The sequence below is a fragment of the Pseudoalteromonas sp. TP27 genome (assembly GCF_056470645.1).
In genome coordinates this window covers 323,001-341,484 of sequence record NZ_JARDAK010000001.1, presented here as the reverse complement: position 1 = coordinate 341,484, position 18,484 = coordinate 323,001, and the positions used below count along the sequence as shown (strand labels likewise).

General features: G+C 39.0%; 16 protein-coding genes and 1 riboswitch. Of the genes, 11 read left to right on the top strand and 5 right to left on the bottom strand.

All coding sequences use genetic code 11. From position 1 onward, the window contains the following. Positions 1-53 precede the first annotated feature (53 nt). On the top strand, positions 54-665 hold the full coding sequence (gene grpE, locus PX700_RS01520) for a nucleotide exchange factor GrpE (protein WP_197176504.1): 612 nt from the start codon (positions 54-56) through the stop codon (positions 663-665). A 35-nt stretch (positions 666-700) separates the two neighbouring features. On the opposite strand, the gene PX700_RS01515 is transcribed toward grpE, so the two are convergent. Beyond that, complete coding sequence (locus PX700_RS01515) at positions 701-1,903, bottom strand: Bcr/CflA family multidrug efflux MFS transporter (protein WP_479519654.1); 1,203 nt, start codon at positions 1,901-1,903, stop codon at positions 701-703. A gap of 200 nt (positions 1,904-2,103) precedes the next feature. On the opposite strand from PX700_RS01515, the gene PX700_RS01510 reads away from it, so the two are divergent. Beyond that, a complete protein-coding gene (locus PX700_RS01510) occupies positions 2,104-2,901 on the top strand; it encodes a M48 family metallopeptidase (protein WP_479519653.1) in 798 nt (265 codons plus the stop codon). A 68-nt stretch (positions 2,902-2,969) separates the two neighbouring features. Here the strand turns inward: PX700_RS01510 and PX700_RS01505 are convergent, their stop codons facing one another. The 3 genes from PX700_RS01505 to PX700_RS01495 all read right to left on the bottom strand — a co-directional run bounded on the left by PX700_RS01505 (position 2,970) and on the right by PX700_RS01495 (position 6,397). Beyond that, positions 2,970-3,986 carry an alpha/beta fold hydrolase gene (locus tag PX700_RS01505; protein ID WP_415636346.1) on the bottom strand — a complete coding sequence of 339 codons (1,017 nt, stop codon included), beginning with the start codon at positions 3,984-3,986 and terminating at the stop codon, positions 2,970-2,972. 174 nt (positions 3,987-4,160) lie between these two features. Continuing rightward, the gene (locus PX700_RS01500) at positions 4,161-4,949 is read right to left on the bottom strand and encodes a nucleoside-binding protein (protein ID WP_415636345.1); all 789 of its coding nucleotides are present in this window, start codon (positions 4,947-4,949) and stop codon (positions 4,161-4,163) included. 134 nt (positions 4,950-5,083) lie between these two features. Beyond that, positions 5,084-6,397: a Na+/H+ antiporter NhaC family protein gene (locus tag PX700_RS01495; protein ID WP_479519652.1), complete on the bottom strand. Its 1,314-nt coding sequence runs from the start codon at positions 6,395-6,397 to the stop codon at positions 5,084-5,086. Positions 6,398-6,760: 363 nt separating this feature from the next. Here PX700_RS01495 and dapB point away from each other — a divergent pair, with 363 nt between their 5' ends. The 8 genes from dapB (at position 6,761) to PX700_RS01455 (ending at position 16,612) form a co-directional block, all read left to right on the top strand. Further along, on the top strand, positions 6,761-7,564 hold the full coding sequence (dapB, locus tag PX700_RS01490) for a 4-hydroxy-tetrahydrodipicolinate reductase (protein WP_479519651.1): 804 nt from the start codon (positions 6,761-6,763) through the stop codon (positions 7,562-7,564). Positions 7,565-7,926: 362 nt separating this feature from the next. Next, positions 7,927-9,063, top strand: a complete 1,137-nt coding sequence (gene carA / locus PX700_RS01485; protein WP_479519650.1) for a glutamine-hydrolyzing carbamoyl-phosphate synthase small subunit — start codon at positions 7,927-7,929, stop codon at positions 9,061-9,063. Between the two features lie 16 nt (positions 9,064-9,079). After that, positions 9,080-12,298, top strand: a complete 3,219-nt coding sequence (gene carB, locus PX700_RS01480) for a carbamoyl-phosphate synthase large subunit (protein ID WP_479519649.1) — start codon at positions 9,080-9,082, stop codon at positions 12,296-12,298. Positions 12,299-12,346: 48 nt separating this feature from the next. Beyond that, positions 12,347-12,823, top strand: a complete 477-nt coding sequence (gene greA / locus PX700_RS01475; RefSeq protein ID WP_479519648.1) for a transcription elongation factor GreA — start codon at positions 12,347-12,349, stop codon at positions 12,821-12,823. 336 nt (positions 12,824-13,159) lie between these two features. Further along, positions 13,160-14,218 (top strand): S66 family peptidase, encoded by a 1,059-nt coding sequence (locus PX700_RS01470; RefSeq protein ID WP_479519647.1) that lies wholly within the window; start codon positions 13,160-13,162, stop codon positions 14,216-14,218. A 76-nt stretch (positions 14,219-14,294) separates the two neighbouring features. Then, a riboswitch (FMN riboswitch) is annotated at positions 14,295-14,476 on the top strand. A gap of 140 nt (positions 14,477-14,616) precedes the next feature. Then, positions 14,617-15,270, top strand: a complete 654-nt coding sequence (gene ribB / locus PX700_RS01465; RefSeq protein ID WP_165728274.1) for a 3,4-dihydroxy-2-butanone-4-phosphate synthase — start codon at positions 14,617-14,619, stop codon at positions 15,268-15,270. 279 nt (positions 15,271-15,549) lie between these two features. Then, entirely contained in the window at positions 15,550-15,936 is a 387-nt protein-coding gene (locus PX700_RS01460; protein ID WP_415636340.1) for a hypothetical protein, read from the top strand. A 274-nt stretch (positions 15,937-16,210) separates the two neighbouring features. Next, positions 16,211-16,612: a hypothetical protein gene (locus tag PX700_RS01455; protein ID WP_479519646.1), complete on the top strand. Its 402-nt coding sequence runs from the start codon at positions 16,211-16,213 to the stop codon at positions 16,610-16,612. 107 nt (positions 16,613-16,719) lie between these two features. Here the strand turns inward: PX700_RS01455 and PX700_RS01450 are convergent, their stop codons facing one another. Beyond that, a complete protein-coding gene (locus PX700_RS01450; RefSeq protein ID WP_479519645.1) occupies positions 16,720-17,373 on the bottom strand; it encodes a nitroreductase family protein in 654 nt (217 codons plus the stop codon). A 175-nt stretch (positions 17,374-17,548) separates the two neighbouring features. Between PX700_RS01450 and PX700_RS01445 the strand changes: the two genes are divergently transcribed. After that, positions 17,549-18,484, top strand: coding sequence for a LysR family transcriptional regulator (locus PX700_RS01445; RefSeq protein ID WP_479519644.1), 936 nt, complete (start codon positions 17,549-17,551; stop codon positions 18,482-18,484).

Genomic DNA, 18,484 nt, shown 5'->3' with positions numbered 1-18,484 from the left:
TTTATTCAATCCCCATAATTACCGCAGTTGAAAAGAATTGGAGCACGTATTTTATGTCTGAGCAGACACAAAACCCTGAGCAAGAAGTAGAATTAAACGAAGAAATTTCTAAAATGCAGGCTGATGTAGAAGCAGCAGTTGAAGCCGCTGATCAACATTCAGAGCAAGAGCAAAGCCCTGAAGCCGAAATAGCGATGCTATATGCAGAGCTTGAAGCCGCTAAGCAAACAATTGCCGATCAAAAAGATGGCGTTGTTCGTGCAGCCGCAGACGTAGATAATATTCGTCGTCGTGCAGCACAAGATGTAGAAAAAGCGCATAAATTTGCACTAGAAAAATTTGCTAACGAATTACTACCTGTAATCGATAACCTTGAACGCGCGATTGAGTTTTCTGACAAAGAAAATGAAACATTAAAGCCGTTACTTGAAGGTATCGATATGACGGTTAAGAGCTTTAATGATGCTGTCTCTAAATTTGGTGTTGAAATTGTAAACCCACAAGGTGAGCAGTTTAATCCAGATTTTCATCAAGCAATGTCAATTCAACCAAGTAACGATGTAACACCTAATACAGTACTTGCTGTTATGCAAAAAGGTTACACATTAAACGGTCGTTTATTACGCCCTGCAATGGTTATGGTTTCTAAAGCTGCTGACGCTTAATTAATTTAAGATTATTAGCTTTGATAAAAAATGCCTCATAAAGAGGCATTTTTTTTGTCTTTTTTATAGTGAATTAGCTGTACGAGCATAGTGAGTAACACAGCACTAAACATTAAACTCGAAAATGGCACTGCGCTTTTTGCATGCATAATAGCGAGTAGCGGGCCAACTAATGCGCCACTACCAAAACGAAGTGTGCCAATTACGGCCGTTGCTGTACCTGTGTTTTTTTCAAACTTCATTAATATTAGCGAGTCTGCATTACTTGCTGTGACGCCTAAACTCATCATTAATGGCGCAATAGCAGCCACAATATAATAAAGTGATAAGTGCAATAAGCTAAATGTTAACAGCGCAAGCCCCGATACAAACCCACATACAAGCCCAATATAGAGCATTTTACGAGAGCCAAGCCTAGGCACTATTCGCGTATTTAAAAAGTTACCAAACATCAGAGCCATTACGTTAAACGCAAACAATACGCCAAACAACTGTTCCGATACTTTATATAAATCTAAGTAAATAAAAGGCACTGAGGTTAAAAAGCAAAAAAATCCAAACGATACAAACATAGAACTGAGTATGTCGGCACGGGCATCTTTATTACTTAGCACTGTTTTATAGCTATCAAAAAATAACGCGAGGCCTTTTTTCTCATTTTTATGAATAGGTATATCTATTAGATACACTTGTACAAACACCAATATTAAAAAGCTATATCCAGCGAGTACTAAAAATATACTCGACCAAACAGAAAAGCCTAAAATAAATGAGCCAACAGAGGGAGCTACTAACGGTGCTACCATCATGATCATCGATACATAGGACATTCCTTTAGCCGTATTTTGCTGATAAATATGACGAATAATACCCGGTACGACTACGGTTGCCGCAGCTCCTGTAAATGCTTGCACCGCTCTAAGTGTCCAAAACGCATGGATTTCGGTTGTAAATGCCAAAGCAAGTGAGCTTGCGCCAAATAGGGTTAAGCCAATACGTGCAAGCTTGCGACGGCCAATTTGATCGGCAATTGGGCCAAAAAATAACATACCTAAAGAATAGCCCGCTAAGTAAATACTTAACGATATTTGAACATTTGGCATATTAGTTTGTAAATCGTTTGCAATTACCAGCATAGCAGGCAAGTACATATCAATAGCCAATGGAGTAATTGCCACAATACTGGCTAATAAGGGTAATAAAATACGGGTATTAAAAGACGAGGCTGAGGCGTCCATGTGTAAACTCAACAATCACTAAAAACAAGGCCTATAGTGTAACAGGGCATTGTATTTGGATAAACTTAGTTTGCCTGCTAAGTCTATCGTCTTATCTCATCTTTTTAATATAGTGTATATAAAGCAAAGATTTTAAACTGGCACTGTGTTTGCTATTCTACAAGCAATAAATAATTAATTAATAACTTAAGAGAATCACCATGAAAAAACTAGTACTTGCAGTATTAGCGACAGCCGTTTTGGCCGGTTGTAAAACGTCACCAACAGGGCGCACACAAATAGCGCTTTACTCAGATCAACAAATGAGTGAGATGGGCACTGCTAGTTTTGCAGATATGAAAAAAAACCAACCAATTAATAAAGATGCAAAAACAAATGCATATGTAAATTGCATTGCTGAAAAAGTAGTGGCTGTATTACCAAAAGAATACGCGTCGCAAAATTGGGAGGTGGTTGTATTTGAAGATGAATCTGCTAACGCTTTTGCACTACCTGGTGGTTACATTGGGGTTCATACGGGTTTATTAAAAATAGCGACGAACCAAGACCAATTAGCAACAGTGCTAGGACACGAAGTAGGGCACGTAATTGCTGAGCATTCTAATGAGCGTGTTTCACAAAGCTCTATTTTAGATACAGGTATGCAGCTTGGTAGTGCAGCACTTGAAATGGGTAACATTCAATATCGTAACGAAATTATGCAAGGCTTAGGCTTAGGCGCGCAATACGGTGTTGTTTTACCATTTAGCCGTTCTCACGAGTCAGAAGCTGATGAAATTGGTTTAGATTTAATGGCTGAAGCTGGCTTTAATCCAGAAGAGTCGGTAACGCTTTGGCAAAATATGAGTGCAGCAGGTAGTGGTACAACACCTGAGTTTTTATCAACTCACCCAGCGCCAAGCAGTCGTATTAAAGACTTACAAGCACAAATGAGTAAAGCTCTTAGTGAGCAAAGCACTGCTAAAGCGCAGGGTAAAAACCCACAGTGTAAGTTGTAATTTAGCTTCTATAATAAAAACCCTTGTGAGTAATTACTTACAGGGGTTTTTATATTCAGTACTCACCTCTATTTAGTTGTAAGCGCCTTTTTTAATACATCTTTAAAACGATCAAAATCTTCAATTTGCGGCAAATGACCTAAATTATCAAGCTCATATAATTTAGCATTAGGGATAAGTGATGCGGCATTTTTGCCTAACTTATCGTAACGGCCGAGCTCGTAATCTACACCGTCTTTTTTCCAGTTACGACCAGGACCGGTTCTATCTCGTGTGCCAATAATTAATTTAACCGGCACAGTCAAATCTTTAAATTCGGTTATTACAGGTTGGGTGAAAATCATGTCGTATGTTTTAGCATTTACCCACGCCATTTTTTCTTTATCTGGGCCTTGTATTTGCCCTGTTATAAAGTCGGTTAAGGCTGAATATGTTGTATTCCACTTACCATCGTAGTAATTTTTTTGTTGGTATTTTCTTACGCCTTCCGGTGTTTTTGAAAGCTCGTTTTTATAGAAAAAATTAGTATCTTTATAATCAACATATTGTAGGTAGTTTTCAAGCCCAATAGGGTTTAATAAAATTAGCTTCGTAGTTGTATTTGGATACATTAACGCAAAGCGACTTGCTAACATTCCGCCCATCGAGTGCCCAATAACAACTGACTCTTTTATATTAAGCGAGTCCATTAATGCGCGCGTATGATGAGCAAGCGCCGCAAACGAATACTGGTAGTTAGTAGGTTTAGACGACTTACCAAAACCAATTTGATCAGGGATTAACACGCCGTAGCCTAAAGATTGTAGGTATTGCGCTGTTGTAGTCCAGTAATCGGCGTTAAAGTTTTTACCATGCATAAGTGTAACAACAGGCATGCCAGCTTTAACTGGTTTTAGGTAAATATATGCCATTTTTAGTGATTGCTTTTGCGACTCAAATGCAAAGTAATTTACTTTAAAATCATACTGGTAATTACTTAATAGTGCATCATAAGAAAGGGCGGATGTATCTTGTGAGGTACCTGCTAAGGCATTATTGGTTAGCAACAATAAAGTAGAAAAACAAATCACTTTAATCGACGACATTCAGTAACTCCTATTAAAGGCGAGCGCTTGGCTTAAAAGTTGGCTTAAAAAGAAGTACAACAATAACTAAGTATTTAAACCTGTTCAATTGAATGTTTTAGGTTAACCAAAAAAGCGGAGCTAAAAGTATAGCTCCGCTTAAAATTTACATAATTTAAAATGGATACGAGGTGTTTAAAAAGTCCACTCAACATGTATTTGCGGAACCGATTCAGTAACTTCAGTACCTAGTTTGTTGTGCCAGTACTGAAGCTCCATACCCAGTAGTAAGGTGTTTTCTTTCATTTGCATGGCATGACCCATATCCCACACTAAAATAGGCTGTGCGAGTATCCAAGCTTCTACATCGTTGCCAAACTCATCTTCACGCTCAGCAATGTATTCAGCGTGGCCTTTAAAGCTAAACTTTTGCGAGCCAATTGTAAAAGGGTATTCAAACGCTACATCAAGCATCCAGCTATTTGTTTCAATAGGCGCGCCGCCTTTAGCCACACCTTCACTGTCATCAATGTAGGCAGTTACTAAAGTTTGAAAAAAGTTAAACCCAGGTACATCCCAACTTAATTTAACACCTGGTAAATACTTAATCATTTTTGCATCGTGGGCAACATTAATACCGGCTGTTAAACCAACATCTAATAAATTGCCAGTACCGACTTTTTCATCATAAAGAGCAGACATGCTAACTGTAGTGTAAAATTCGCCATAAAAGTCATCGTCTAGGTAACCATCGTCTTTAAGATCATTACTGTAATCAATAAAGAAAAAGTTATCTCCAAACTCATAACCAGAAGCATGCTGAATAGAATAAACGGTTGTATTTGATTTCTTTTCGGTAAACGGGTTTTTTTGAAAACCATTATTAAGGTGTAGCGCTGTACTGCTCCAGTTTGCTGCAAAAGCAGATGACGATAAAGCAATGGACGCAAGGCTAACGAGAGAAAGTGATTTTTTAAATTTCATAACTGTTTAATTAACTATAATTTTAGTGACACGCGGAAGCGAAGATTATAGCAGAAGAGATTGATTTGTTGATCGCTAATTTAACACATGTTGCAGCCCACTTAATAAGCTGCAACATGCAATAAATCAATTTATTATGCTTTATTACGACGTAAACAAATAATAGCAATTGCAGTAAAGGCTAAAATAAAGCAGTAATAAGAAGACGTTGATACTTCCCACGGACTAATTTTAAAGGTTGCACCTAACAATAGTGCTTGAGCGCCATAAGGCAGTGAGCCTTGCGTTACACAAGCAAAAATATCAAGTAAACTTGCAGAGCGTTTACCGCTTATTTCACCGTCGTCGGCAAGCTTTTTAGCAATAGGGCCAGCAACAATAATAGATACCGTGTTATTAGCAATACACATATTACTTGTCATAACGAGCGCGGCAATACCTAATTGGTCGGCCACTTTACGATGCCACTTTGCAATGATTTTAGTAATCGCTTGAATTTTTTGAGCAATGTAATCAAGGCCACCATTAATACGAATGAATTCAGATAAGCCACCAATAAACATTGATAGTAAAAATATTTCCTGCATATCGGTAAAGCCTTTGTAAATATCTTTTACAAAGCTTGCGCCTTCATAGCTTCCTGTAAAGCCCATTAATGCAGCAAAAATAATACCGCTAAACAACACCACAAATACGTTTAGGCCAGCAACTGCTAACACTAAAATAAAGGCATACGGAAGTACTAACCAAATATCGTAATCCTTGGTTTCAACAACTTGCGCTGCGGGTGTTAAATAAAACAACAAGCCAATAGTTAGTATTGCAGCAGGGACTGCAATTTTAAGATTTTCTTTAAACTTATCTTTCATTTCACAGCCCTGTGTACGTGTGGCTGCAATAGTCGTGTCTGAAATAATTGATAAGTTATCGCCAAACATAGCGCCTGATACAATCGTACCTGCCATCAATGCAGGGTCTATACCTGTTTTAATAGACACCGCATAAGCAATAGGGCCAATAGCACCAATAGTACCCATTGACGTTCCCATAGCTGTAGATACAACAGCAGCAATTAAAAATAATCCTGGGAGCAACAAAGCGGGAGGAATAAGTGATAAACCTGCATTTACTACCGCGTCAACACCACCGGTTGCACTAGCCACGGCTGAAAACGCACCTGCAAGTAGGTAAATTAAACACATGGTTATAATATTATTGTGGCCAGCACCTTTAATAAAAGTCTCAACACATTCGTTTACCGTGCCCTTGTTTAAAATAAACGCAAGCATAATGGCAGGTAGTATAGCTACGGGAGCAGGAAGTTGATAAAAAGCGTAATCGACCCCTTGCGATTGCAAGTACAAACCAGAGCCTAAAAATAGTGCTACAAAGGTCAGTAGGGGAAGTAAAGAAAGTATAGCTTTGTTTTTATTAAATGATGGCTGCATCATATTCCTCGTAAACAGTTTAGTAATACAACAGCCAAAAACTCCTCTTTTAGCTGAATTTAGCTAGTCACTCTTATTTTATTAATTAAGAAGACCGCAGCGCCCGCAAGCCAAAGACCAAATCGACGCGAAAGAGAAGTTTAAATGTATAGATGGCTAAAGTAAACTGGTATTGTTATTATTATTAAATTAAAAGGTCACCTGACTATTGCATGACTTTTAGATAATATCTACAAAGTAACGCTATTTTCAGCGATTAATATTTGTCCAACTGCATAAAAATGCCCAAGCGCGTATTTGCAATGCTTCGGATATATACTCAGATTAGTAAAAAATGGATTTAAATTAAATTAGGTAAAAACAATGACTACAAATCGAATAGGCGTTTTTGGTGCTAATGGCAGAATGGGCTTAGCTCTATTAGAAGCAGTGACAATTAAAGAGCAAACACAACTTACAGGTGCATACGTTCGTGGTAGTTCATCGTTATTAGGTATTAATGTAAATCAAGTAAATAGCGCAGCCGACAGCAGTGTTAGCTTTAGCGAAGAAACCACAATAGATAATGTAGATGTTTTAATCGACTTTACGCTTCCAGCAGGTATGAAAAATCATTTAAAAACCGCTGTAGCACAAAAAATTCCTATGGTTATTGGTACAACGGGTTTAACAAGCGAGGATATGGCGCTACTACACGATGCAGCCAAACATATTCCAATTGTATTTGCCCGCAATTACAGTGTTGGCGTAAATGTACTATTAAACCTAGTACAAACAGCGGCAACTAAGTTTGGTGACGACTTAGATATTGAAATATTTGAAGCGCATCATCGTCATAAAATAGATGCACCATCAGGTACTGCACTCGCCATTGGTGAATCTATTGCACAAGCTAAAGGCTGGGATCACGATGAAGTTGCTGTATACGACCGCAGCCAAGTGGAAACAGCTAAATCGCAAAATGAAATTGGTTATTCGGTACTAAGAGGGGGCGATATAGTAGGTGAACACACCGCATACTTCGCTACAATGGGCGAAAGGCTTGAATTAACCCACAAAGCAAGTTCAAGAATGACGTTCGCTCTAGGTGCTGTAAGGGCTGCAAGCTGGTTGGAAAACAAACCTGCAGGACTTTATGATATGCAAGATGTGCTGGATCTGAAGTAGTTTAGTTACTTTTTTAGCTGTTTGGGTCTAATTTCACCTACAGTGACTTGTTTGTAACAATTTACTAAAAAGTGTTAGACCTAAATAGCAACTTCATGTAATATGCAGCCAATTTGCCAAAAATTACTAAATGCGTGTTTCCAATTATACCCAAATGGCTAGTAAATCCTGGGTTTCAGTGGGAATAAAAATAGTTTTAGGCAAGAAAAAATGATTGAAGGTTTAGTGTTTTATATCGGCATCATTTAAGACTGCGTAAAACTATTTAAGCTCACAAAAATCTAGTTTTGACGATCCCTCTGGGTATTGGCGGGGTGTTAAGCAATTGCTTACTCCCGTTTTTTACTGTTAGGAGGTTTAACTTGACTAAATCCGCTCTGTTAGTCCTAGAAGACGGCACAGTGTTTCGCGGTACTGCAATCGGCGCTGACGGCATGTCAGTCGGTGAAGTAGTATTCAATACGTCTATGACTGGTTATCAAGAAATTTTGACTGATCCATCATACGCGGAACAAATCGTAACTTTGACGTACCCACATATAGGTAATACGGGTACCAACAGCGAAGACGAAGAAGCGAATCAAATATGGGCTAAAGGCCTAGTGATCCGTGATTTGCCACTGCTAGCAAGTAATTTTCGTAACGAGCAATCGTTAGATGATTACTTAAAAGAACGTAATATTTTAGGTATTGCGGACATCGACACCAGAAAGTTAACTCGAATTTTGCGTGATAAAGGCGCACAAAACGGGTGTATTGTTGCCGGTGACGATCTAGACGAAAACAAAGCGTTACAAGCCGCGCAAGCCTTCCCAGGCTTAAAAGGTATGGATTTAGCAAAAGTTGTCTCAACCAAGGAAAATTTTGAGTGGCGCGAATCAAGCTGGACATTAGGCGAAGGATTTAAAACCCTTGATGCTGCTGATGAAAAGTTTCATGTTGTTGCCTACGACTTCGGTGTAAAGCGTAATATTTTGCGTATGCTTGTAGACCGTGGCTGTAAACTTACAGTAGTACCAGCGCAAACCTCTGCCGCTGACGTACTGGCTTTAAACCCTGATGGTATCTTCCTATCTAATGGCCCTGGCGATCCTGAGCCATGTACTTACGCTATTGATGCAATTAAAACCTTTTTAGAAACCGACACACCAATTTTTGGTATCTGTTTAGGTCATCAGTTATTAGCCCTTGCCTCAGGTGCTAAAACAGAAAAAATGAAATTTGGCCACCACGGCGCTAACCACCCAGTTAAAGACCTAGACCGCGATGTAGTTATGATCACGGCTCAAAACCATGGTTTTGCAGCTCAAGAGTCAAGCCTGCCAAGTACGCTTCGTGCCACGCACAAATCGTTATTTGACGGAACGCTTCAAGGTATTCATCGTACAGATAAACCAGCGTTTAGTTTCCAGGGTCACCCTGAAGCAAGCCCTGGTCCACACGATGCAGCACCATTATTTGACCACTTCATCGATTTGATGCAAGCGCGTAAACACTAATTTAACTGGAGTAATAATGCCAAAACGTACCGACATAAAAAGCATTCTTATCTTAGGCGCAGGCCCAATTGTAATTGGTCAAGCGTGTGAATTTGACTACTCTGGTGCTCAAGCGTGTAAAGCACTTAGAGAAGAAGGCTACAGAGTTATATTAGTTAACTCAAACCCTGCAACTATCATGACAGACCCTGATATGGCCGATGCAACATACATCGAACCCATTCATTGGGAAGTGGTAGAAAAAATCATTGAAAAAGAAAAGCCTGATGCAATACTGCCTACAATGGGTGGTCAAACAGCATTAAACTGTGCACTTGATTTAGACAAGCACGGCGTATTGGCTAAGCACGGCGTTGAACTTATTGGTGCAACGGCTGATGCAATCGACAAAGCAGAAAACCGCGAACGCTTTGACGTAGCAATGAAAAATATTGGTCTTGAATGTCCACGTGCTGAGATTGCTCACTCTATGGATGAAGCCAAAGACATCATAACGCGCATTGGTTTGCCATGTATTATCAGGCCTTCTTTTACTATGGGCGGCACCGGCGGCGGTGTGGCGTATAACTTAGAAGAGTTTGAAGAAATTTGTGAACGAGGCTTAGATTTATCGCCAACGAACGAATTACTCATTGATGAATCACTAATTGGTTGGAAAGAGTACGAAACAGAAGTTGTACGTGATAAAAACGACAACTGTATTATTGTTTGTACCATTGAAAACTTTGACCCGATGGGTGTTCACACTGGCGATTCAATCACCGTTGCACCAGCGCAAACACTAACCGACAAAGAATACCAAATTATGCGTAACGCCTCTATGGCAGTATTACGTGAAATTGGTGTAGAAACCGGTGGTTCGAACGTACAGTTTGGTATTAATCCAGAAGATGGCCGTATGGTTATCATTGAGATGAACCCACGTGTATCACGCTCATCTGCACTTGCATCAAAAGCAACGGGTTTCCCAATTGCTAAAATTGCAGCAAAACTAGCAGTAGGTTATACGCTTGATGAACTTCAAAACGATATTACTGGTGGCAAAACTCCAGCATCTTTTGAGCCTTCAATCGATTACGTTGTAACAAAAATTCCTCGCTTTAACTTCGAAAAATTTGCCGGTGCTAATGACCGTTTAACTACGCAAATGAAATCAGTTGGCGAAGTAATGGCAATTGGTCGTAACCAACAAGAATCATTACACAAAGCATTACGTGGTCTTGAAGTAGGTGCAACGGGATTTAACCCGATAGTTGCGCTTGATGATCCTAAAGCAAAAGAAAAAATAATTCGTGAACTACGCGAGCCAGGCGCTGAGCGTATTTGGTACATTGCCGATGCAATGCGCCACGGTATGAGCGTTGAAGATGTTTACGAACTGACTAAAGTTAACCGCTGGTTCTTAGTACAAATAGAAGACATTTTAAAAGACGAAGCAAAAATAGCGAAAGTAGGCATGGCGGGTTTAAATGCTGACTTCCTACGTAAACTTAAACGCAAAGGCTTTGCAGATCCGCGTATCGCAGAAATTGCAGGTGTATCAGAAGCTGAAATTCGTAAAAAACGTCACTTATTAAACATCGTGCCAGTATACAAACGTGTTGATACGTGCGCTGCAGAATTTAGCTCAGACACGGCTTACATGTATTCAACTTACGATGAAGAGTGTGAAGCTAACCCAACTGATCGTGATAAAATCATGGTTATTGGTGGTGGTCCAAACCGTATCGGTCAAGGTATTGAGTTTGATTACTGTTGTGTACATGCCTCGCTTGCGCTTCGCGAAGACGGTTATGAAACTATCATGGTTAACTGTAACCCTGAAACGGTATCTACCGATTATGATACTTCGGATCGTTTATACTTCGAACCAATTACGCTTGAAGACGTACTCGAAATCGTACGTGTTGAAAAGCCAAAAGGCGTTATCGTACAATACGGTGGTCAAACACCACTTAAGCTAGCGCGTGAGCTTGAAGCCAATGGCGTACCAGTGATTGGTACTTCACCTGATGCGATTGACCGTGCAGAAGACCGCGAACGTTTCCAACAACTTGTTGAACGTTTAAACTTACTTCAGCCAGAAAATGCAACAGTAACTTCAACCGAAGAAGCCTTACTTAAATCAGTTGAAATTGGCTTTCCATTAGTTGTACGCCCGTCGTATGTACTGGGTGGTCGTGCAATGGAAATTGTATACGACGAAGATGATTTACGTCGCTACATGACCGAAGCTGTACAAGCATCAAACGAAGCGCCTGTATTACTGGACCGTTTCTTAGATAACGCGATTGAAGTTGACGTTGACGCAATTTGTGACGGCGAGCAAGTAATTATCGGCGGTATTATGGAGCACATTGAGCAAGCGGGTGTTCACTCGGGTGACTCAGCGTGTTCATTACCAGCACATTCTTTATCACAAGAAGTGCAAGACGTAATGCGCAAGCAAGTAACCGACATGGCGCTTGAGCTTGGTGTTGTTGGCTTGATGAATACACAGTTTGCAGTAAAAGAAGGCAAAGTGTATTTAATCGAAGTTAATCCACGTGCTGCACGTACTGTACCGTTTGTATCAAAAGCAACCGGTGTAGCACTTGCAAAAGTAGCTGCACGTTGTATGGCAGGGCAGTCTTTAGCAAGCCAAGGTATTACTAAAGAAGTGATTCCTCCTTACTACAGCGTTAAAGAAGTTGTATTGCCGTTTGCTAAGTTTCAAGGTGTGGATCCAATCCGTGGCCCTGAGATGCGTTCAACAGGTGAAGTGATGGGTGTTGGCGATACTTTCGCCGAAGCATTCGCAAAAGCACAATTAGGTGCAAGCAATACTTTACCACGCGGTGGTCGCGCGTTATTATCTGTTCGTAATAGCGATAAGCCACGTATTGTTGAATTAGCCAAAATCATGACCGACTTAGGTTTTGAACTTGATGCAACTGGTGGCACGGCACAAGCTCTTGAAGAAGCTGGCATTGAAGTACGACGTGTAAACAAAGTATATGAAGGCCGCCCGCACATTCTTGATTATATTAAGAATAAAGAGTACAGCTATATTGTTAATACCACCGAAGGTCGCCAAGCGATCGAAGATTCGAAGGTGTTACGTCGTGGTGCATTGCAAAATAAAACCAACTATACGACAACCTTGAACGCGGCATTCGCTAACTGTACTGCTAACAAAGCAGATGACCGCAGTAAAGTGACGTCAGTTCAAGAGCTACACCTGCGATTGAACTAAGGAAATGTGCCAAGGCCAACTAGGGCCTTGGTGTTAAGTGAGAAAAGTATGCAATCAATTCCGATGACAGTTCGTGGCGCAGATTTACTGCGTAAAGAGCTTAACGAATTAAAAACAGTTACCCGTCCTAAAATCGTAAGTGATATTGCGGTTGCACGTGAACATGGTGACTTAAAAGAAAACGCTGAGTATCATGCTGCACGTGAGCAACAGGGTTTTTGTGAAGGGCGTATTCAAGAAATTGAAGCTAAGCTTTCAAATGTTCAAATTATCGACGTAACTAAAATGCCAAATACCGGTAGAGTTATTTTTGGTACAACGGTCACTATTGTAAATGTAGAAACCGATGCTGAAGTAAAATACCGTATTGTGGGCGATGATGAAGCAGATATTAAAAATAACTTAATTTCTGTAAATTCACCGATTGCACGTGGCTTAATTGGTAAACAAATGGACGATGCAGTGTCTATTCAAACGCCAAAAGGTATTGTTGAGTTCGAAATCATTGAAGTTGAGTATCTTTAACGTATAACTCACTTTAACGTTTTAAATAAAAACCGATGTAATTACATCGGTTTTTTTATGCCTTAAATAAATCACTATAGCAATTAATCACTATACTGTTCAGGGTATTCATATTGTATAAAGAGTAAGCATGATGATATAGGTACATAATCACTTTATACCAATCTGCTTATATATGGGGTCTATTTAACGTTAAGAAAATTACGCTAGAACTAGGCAAAAGTTTTTATATCTAGTTGTTCTAAATAAAAAACTTTTAACGACGTTATAGTGCAATTTAATTCGTTAAATTGATCAAAGATTTATGCAGGTTGGTATTATTAAAAAGGAACACTCATGGCTAATATTCTTTACCCAGCGCCTTTAAAAGTAGGCTCTAAAATTGCAATTTGCTCGCTGTCATCAGGCCTAAAAGAAAAATACCACGGGCGATTAGATATTGTGATAGATGGATTAAAGCACCGTGGCTATGAGGTTATAGAGGGGGAGTTTTTACGTCAAAACAGACCTCGTAATGAGCTTAATGCTAAAGCCCATGCCGAGCAACTAATGGGTTTATTACTAGACGATGAAATAGATGCCATTATGCCGCCAATGGGTGGTGAGCTGGCAATGGAGGTATTGCCACTACTTGATTTTAACGCGATTAAACAAGCCAAACCTAAATGGCTAGTTGGGTTTTCTGATGTAAGTACTATTGCATGTGCACTCACCGCTAAGTGCCAATGGGCAACACTTCACAGCGCTAATCTTATGCAGCTCCATCCAGATGAAAAAAACGCGTATAGCCTACAAATATTCGAAACCCTTACTTACGAAGCCGGTAGTAAATTTGAGCAAGGGCCTTCTTCTTTATACCAAAAGAACAAACCTAATTACGCACAAAACCCGAATGAATTACTAAGCCCTAATGAGCCCACAAAATGGCAATGTTTAAACTATACAGATAAACGCACCATAGAAATGTCAGGCCGCTTATTTGGCGGATGTTTAGATACAGTCGGCTTATTGCTCGACTCACCATTTTTAGCACTGCATGAATTTAAAAAGGATAGTGCACCCGAAGGGCTTATTTTATACTTAGAAAACTCAGAGCTTACACCTACCACGGTTGCACGATTTTTACTGTCATTAAAACTAGCGGGCATATTTGACGACATTAATGGCTTGGTTTTAGGGCGAAGTGAAATTACACAAAGTCATTATGATGCCTTTGATTATCGTCATGCGCTTGATGTTGCATTGGGCGGGTGTTTATTTCCCGTTATTTTTGATGCTGACATAGGGCACGTTCAACCTAACTTAAATTTAGTTAACGGTGCTATGTGTTCGCTTATTGCTGATATAAATGAAGGTATAGTAAACAGTGCATCGGTAAACATTCAACTTTCGTAGTATTTATGGCATTTAGTTTTGAAAAACAAGTAAATACAGGCGTATAATATGCTTGCAGTAAGTGCTAACACTTACTGTTAATTCTCAGGGCGGGGTGAAATTCCCCACCGGCGGTATGTTTAATGTTATTCGTAACTTAAATGAGCCCGCGAGCGCTTTATTTAACTTATTTTTACAGTAATTAGGTTAAGTAAAGGTCAAGCAGATCTGGTGAGATGCCAGAGCCGACGGTTAGAGTCCGGATGAAAGAGAATATAGCTTATTTATGTACACCAAAACGTAGCTTTTTGGTGAGCATTTTTAATGCTGTTTTGGTTTAATCCATACGATTTTATTTGTATGGCTTTGCCATGCCTTTCTGTGTCCTGAATCTATTATTTTTTATTTGGAATATAATGATGATTCAGTCTCTACTTACTCAATTCGGCGAAAGCCATATCCGTGTACAAAGCGCAATTGCTGCATTACAGCAAGGGCAAGGCGTACTTGTTGTTGATGACGAAAACCGCGAAAACGAAGGTGACTTTGTTTTTTCAGCTGAGCATTTAACGGCCCCGCAAATGGCCGAAATGATCCGCGAAGGTAGCGGTATTGTATGCCTATGTATGGGAGAGGAGCGTATTAAACAGCTCGATTTGCCGCAAATGGTAACCAACAACACCAGTCAAAATAACACCGCTTATACTGTCACTATTGAAGCTAAGCACGGTGTTACAACTGGTGTATCTGCCGTTGATAGAGTGACTACTATTAAAGCTGCTACAGCCGATAATGCAAAACCAAGTGATTTATCACGCCCTGGCCATGTATTTGGTTTAAAAGCACAAACGGGCGGTGTGCTAGTTCGCCGAGGTCACACTGAAGCATCGGTTGATTTAATGCAACTTGCCGGCTTAAAACCATTTGGTGTAATTTGCGAACTTACTAATCCCGATGGTTCAATGGCACGTTTACCTGAAGTGAGTGATTATGCTAATAAGCATAATATGACCGTGGTTTCTATTGAAGATCTCGTGCAATACATTCAAGCTGCGCAGCTTAAAGTAGGTTAAATTACTATTTTGTCAGCCTTAGATATATTATAAAGCACGCATCTGTTGCGTGTTTTTTTATGGGTCTAACTTGCACTTGAAATGTAATAGTCACTTGTTTTTATTGACGTTATTTAAGAAGGTTAGCGAAGGAATTGCACTTTCTGTAGCCGCTATAAACAGTACTCTATAAGGAATTACCCCATTAAAATAGATTATTCTAACTATACACTTGAAGAATTGTTCGATGTAAAAGCTAATATAGATAAAGATAAATACACAGAGAATTTCAATGCATTAATGGCTGAATTTTTAAAAAGAGAAAACGAATTAAAACACTATAATGATGCGATAGAAAAAGAGGCTGAGGCTAAAAAAATATTACGAATGACCAGCTGCTCTAATAAAAGAATAGCGGGTGTGTTTTTATTTGGTTTGTGTATCAGTTTACCCTTAATGTTGTTCGCTGAACTGTCGCTTTTAAGCACGATTAATCAATTTTACAGCGTGGTACTTTTACTTATGGTGGGGTTACCTTTATTGCATTCTTTTCGTTATGGCTGGACACTATCTAAATACGGTATAGTGACTGTAACCGACGATGTGTTTTCCTTCACTGTAATGCAATTGTTTTATAGCTGTATTTTTTGTTCAATACTTTTGCTTACCATACTAAGGTGGCCTTAACAGTTACTGCAGCACATTAGTACAGAGTAATATGCTTGGATCCTTTACTGAATATGATTTGTATTTATAAATGTATAAGCGAAAAATAACAGCTGACATAAACCAGCTGCTTGGTATGAAAAATTATAAAACTTGAATTAACTTGTTCTTTCGCCAAGCAAGGTTTCGGTAGTATGCGTCCTCAACATTTGACTATCTAAGTTGAAATACAAAAAGGTGGTGCCACAGAGTGGCTGAATTTAGGTGATGAGATCTGGTTTTGGGAAATTTTGGTATGAGCAATAAATTAATATTTAGCTCTTTGCTACTTTTCTTTTCTTGTTCAAATATAAACGCCGGCGTACTTTTAGATGCTGAAATTTGCGAAGTTTCTATAGGTAATAATAGTGAGAAATTACAGTTGTTACCTCCATGCTCCTTAGTTAAAACTGAAAATGGTAAGCAAAATTTTTTTCAATTTAATGAAAGTAAAGTTTATATTATTTCTGGAGCTCCTGCTAAGTTAGATAAATTAAAAAGATGGGCAGTTAAAGAGACAGATAGATGTTCATTGGAATATCAGGCTGTTATAGTCGTTAAAAATAAAACTTCTTTATCTAAAGTAAAAAATAATGGCTTAGTGTGTCCTAATATTGGCTTAGATGAAAAGTCATATCAACAATTTGTCCAAGATTAACTTATGAGGGAGTAATATAGTTTTCTCGCTTACTTTCTATACTTTACTCATTAAAAAACCACTTATCTAAACAAGTGGTTTTTTATAAACGAATAATTAAATATAACTTATAAAACCTGAATAACTTGCTCTTTTGCTAAGCGAGATTTAGGTAATTTAGCATTATAATCCTCAGCGTCATCATGGTAGCCAAGTACTAATGCTACATCACAAATGTAACCATCTAGCTCTTTTTCAAAAACTTCACCAATAAGTTCAGCGTCTACGCCTTCCATAGGTGTTGAATCAATCCCTAAGCGCGCTGCTGTATGCATAGTGTTACCCAGTGCAATATACGTTTGCGCTTTAGTCCATGTTGCATTGTTGCCTTGTTCATCAGTATTCATATCAACAAACGCGAAAGCACCAAATGATTGTTCGCGGTTTTCTGCTTTAGTACGACCGTTTTTAATATCTGCATCAATTACTTGTGCGTAATCGTCACGAGTATATTTAGGGTTATAAGCAAATAAAATAATATGTGAAGCTGTTTTAATGTGTGGTTGATTAAACGCAAATTTATTAGCAAAGGTAGTATGCATACGCTCTTTTGCTTCATCAGATTCAATTACAACAAACTTCCAAGGCTGCGAGTTAATTGATGAAGGAGAAAGACGCATAGCTTCATATACTACGTCTAGGTCATCTTGAGGAATACGCTTGGTTGTGTAACGTTTAGTTGTGTAGCGTTTTTCTAAATCACTAATAATTGGGTGAGTCATTATTTTTCCAAATAAATAAATTGAGCGAGTTGTTATTAATTGGTTTGAATTTAAATAATTCAATAGTGACCAATCAGTTTTGAATAAGAATATTTTACGGATTTGATAATAGCGCTTGCTTTGCATTTAATAAACATCATAATCATTGAAACATTATCAAATATATATAGATAATATGAACATAGAAGATTTAAAACTTATTCTAAAAGTAGCTGAGTTTAGAAGTATTACGCTTGCAGCTGCTAAATTAGATATGCGCACAGCAACTGCGAGCGCTGTAATTAAGCGTGTTGAGTTAGCACTGGGCAGTGAACTGTTTGTACGTACTACACGTCATTTAAGGTTATCAGCCGCTGGGGAACGCTATATACCTCAGTGCGAACAAGCTTTAGCAATACTTGAGCAAGCAAAGCATAACCTCAAAGGTGAGCATGACGAAATTGAAGGCGAATTACGTGTTGCTCTTTCATCCGATTTGGGGCGTAACTTGGTGATCCCATGGATTGATGAGCTGATGGATAATTATCCTAAGTTAAGCCTACGAGCGCATATAAGTGACAGTAATATTGATTTTTATCGTGATTCAGTTGATATAGCACTTCGTTATGGCTCGCCAAGTGACGCTAGCGTTTACGGTTTTAAAATTTGCAACGTACCGCGCTTATTATGTGCAACTGACGAATATTTATTACAAAATGGCTCTCCTGAACATCCACACGACTTAGCGAATCACCAAGGCTTATTTTATCAACTACAAGATATTATAAATAACATATGGGAGTTCACCGATGGCGAGACAAAATATAAAGTTAAAATGGATGGCCAGCGCGCGTCTAACGATGGTGACCTAGTAAGGCGATGGTGTGTTGCGGGTAAAGGCTTAGCAGTAAAGTCAGCACTCGATATAGCCGACGATTTACTCAATGACAGGGTAGTTACTGTAATGCCAAATTATCAACATGTTAATGGTGAACTTTGGCTTATTTGCCCAAGTAGGCAGTCAATAACGCCTGCGGTACGTTTACTACGTGATGCATGCAGAGCAAAATCCCAAACTATTCTGCAGCAGTTGGTCAATAAAGGAATTATTGATAAAAGTGTACTGAGCTAA

What these genes read in the sequence shown, in the direction of transcription:
- ribB (WP_165728274.1), top strand. Translation starts at nt 14,617, where the DNA reads ATGATTCAGTCTCTACTTACTCAATTCGGCGAAAGCCATATCCGTGTA.
- greA (WP_479519648.1), top strand. Translation starts at nt 12,347, where the DNA reads ATGCAATCAATTCCGATGACAGTTCGTGGCGCAGATTTACTGCGTAAA.
- PX700_RS01470 (WP_479519647.1), top strand. Translation starts at nt 13,160, where the DNA reads ATGGCTAATATTCTTTACCCAGCGCCTTTAAAAGTAGGCTCTAAAATT.
- PX700_RS01450 (WP_479519645.1), bottom strand. Translation starts at nt 17,373, where the DNA reads ATGACTCACCCAATTATTAGTGATTTAGAAAAACGCTACACAACTAAA.
- PX700_RS01510 (WP_479519653.1), top strand. Translation starts at nt 2,104, where the DNA reads ATGAAAAAACTAGTACTTGCAGTATTAGCGACAGCCGTTTTGGCCGGT.
- PX700_RS01495 (WP_479519652.1), bottom strand. Translation starts at nt 6,397, where the DNA reads ATGCAGCCATCATTTAATAAAAACAAAGCTATACTTTCTTTACTTCCC.
- carB (WP_479519649.1), top strand. Translation starts at nt 9,080, where the DNA reads ATGCCAAAACGTACCGACATAAAAAGCATTCTTATCTTAGGCGCAGGC.
- dapB (WP_479519651.1), top strand. Translation starts at nt 6,761, where the DNA reads ATGACTACAAATCGAATAGGCGTTTTTGGTGCTAATGGCAGAATGGGC.
- PX700_RS01505 (WP_415636346.1), bottom strand. Translation starts at nt 3,986, where the DNA reads ATGTCGTCGATTAAAGTGATTTGTTTTTCTACTTTATTGTTGCTAACC.
- grpE (WP_197176504.1), top strand. Translation starts at nt 54, where the DNA reads ATGTCTGAGCAGACACAAAACCCTGAGCAAGAAGTAGAATTAAACGAA.
- PX700_RS01500 (WP_415636345.1), bottom strand. Translation starts at nt 4,949, where the DNA reads ATGAAATTTAAAAAATCACTTTCTCTCGTTAGCCTTGCGTCCATTGCT.
- PX700_RS01460 (WP_415636340.1), top strand. Translation starts at nt 15,550, where the DNA reads ATGGCTGAATTTTTAAAAAGAGAAAACGAATTAAAACACTATAATGAT.
- PX700_RS01445 (WP_479519644.1), top strand. Translation starts at nt 17,549, where the DNA reads ATGAACATAGAAGATTTAAAACTTATTCTAAAAGTAGCTGAGTTTAGA.
- PX700_RS01455 (WP_479519646.1), top strand. Translation starts at nt 16,211, where the DNA reads ATGAGCAATAAATTAATATTTAGCTCTTTGCTACTTTTCTTTTCTTGT.
- PX700_RS01515 (WP_479519654.1), bottom strand. Translation starts at nt 1,903, where the DNA reads ATGGACGCCTCAGCCTCGTCTTTTAATACCCGTATTTTATTACCCTTA.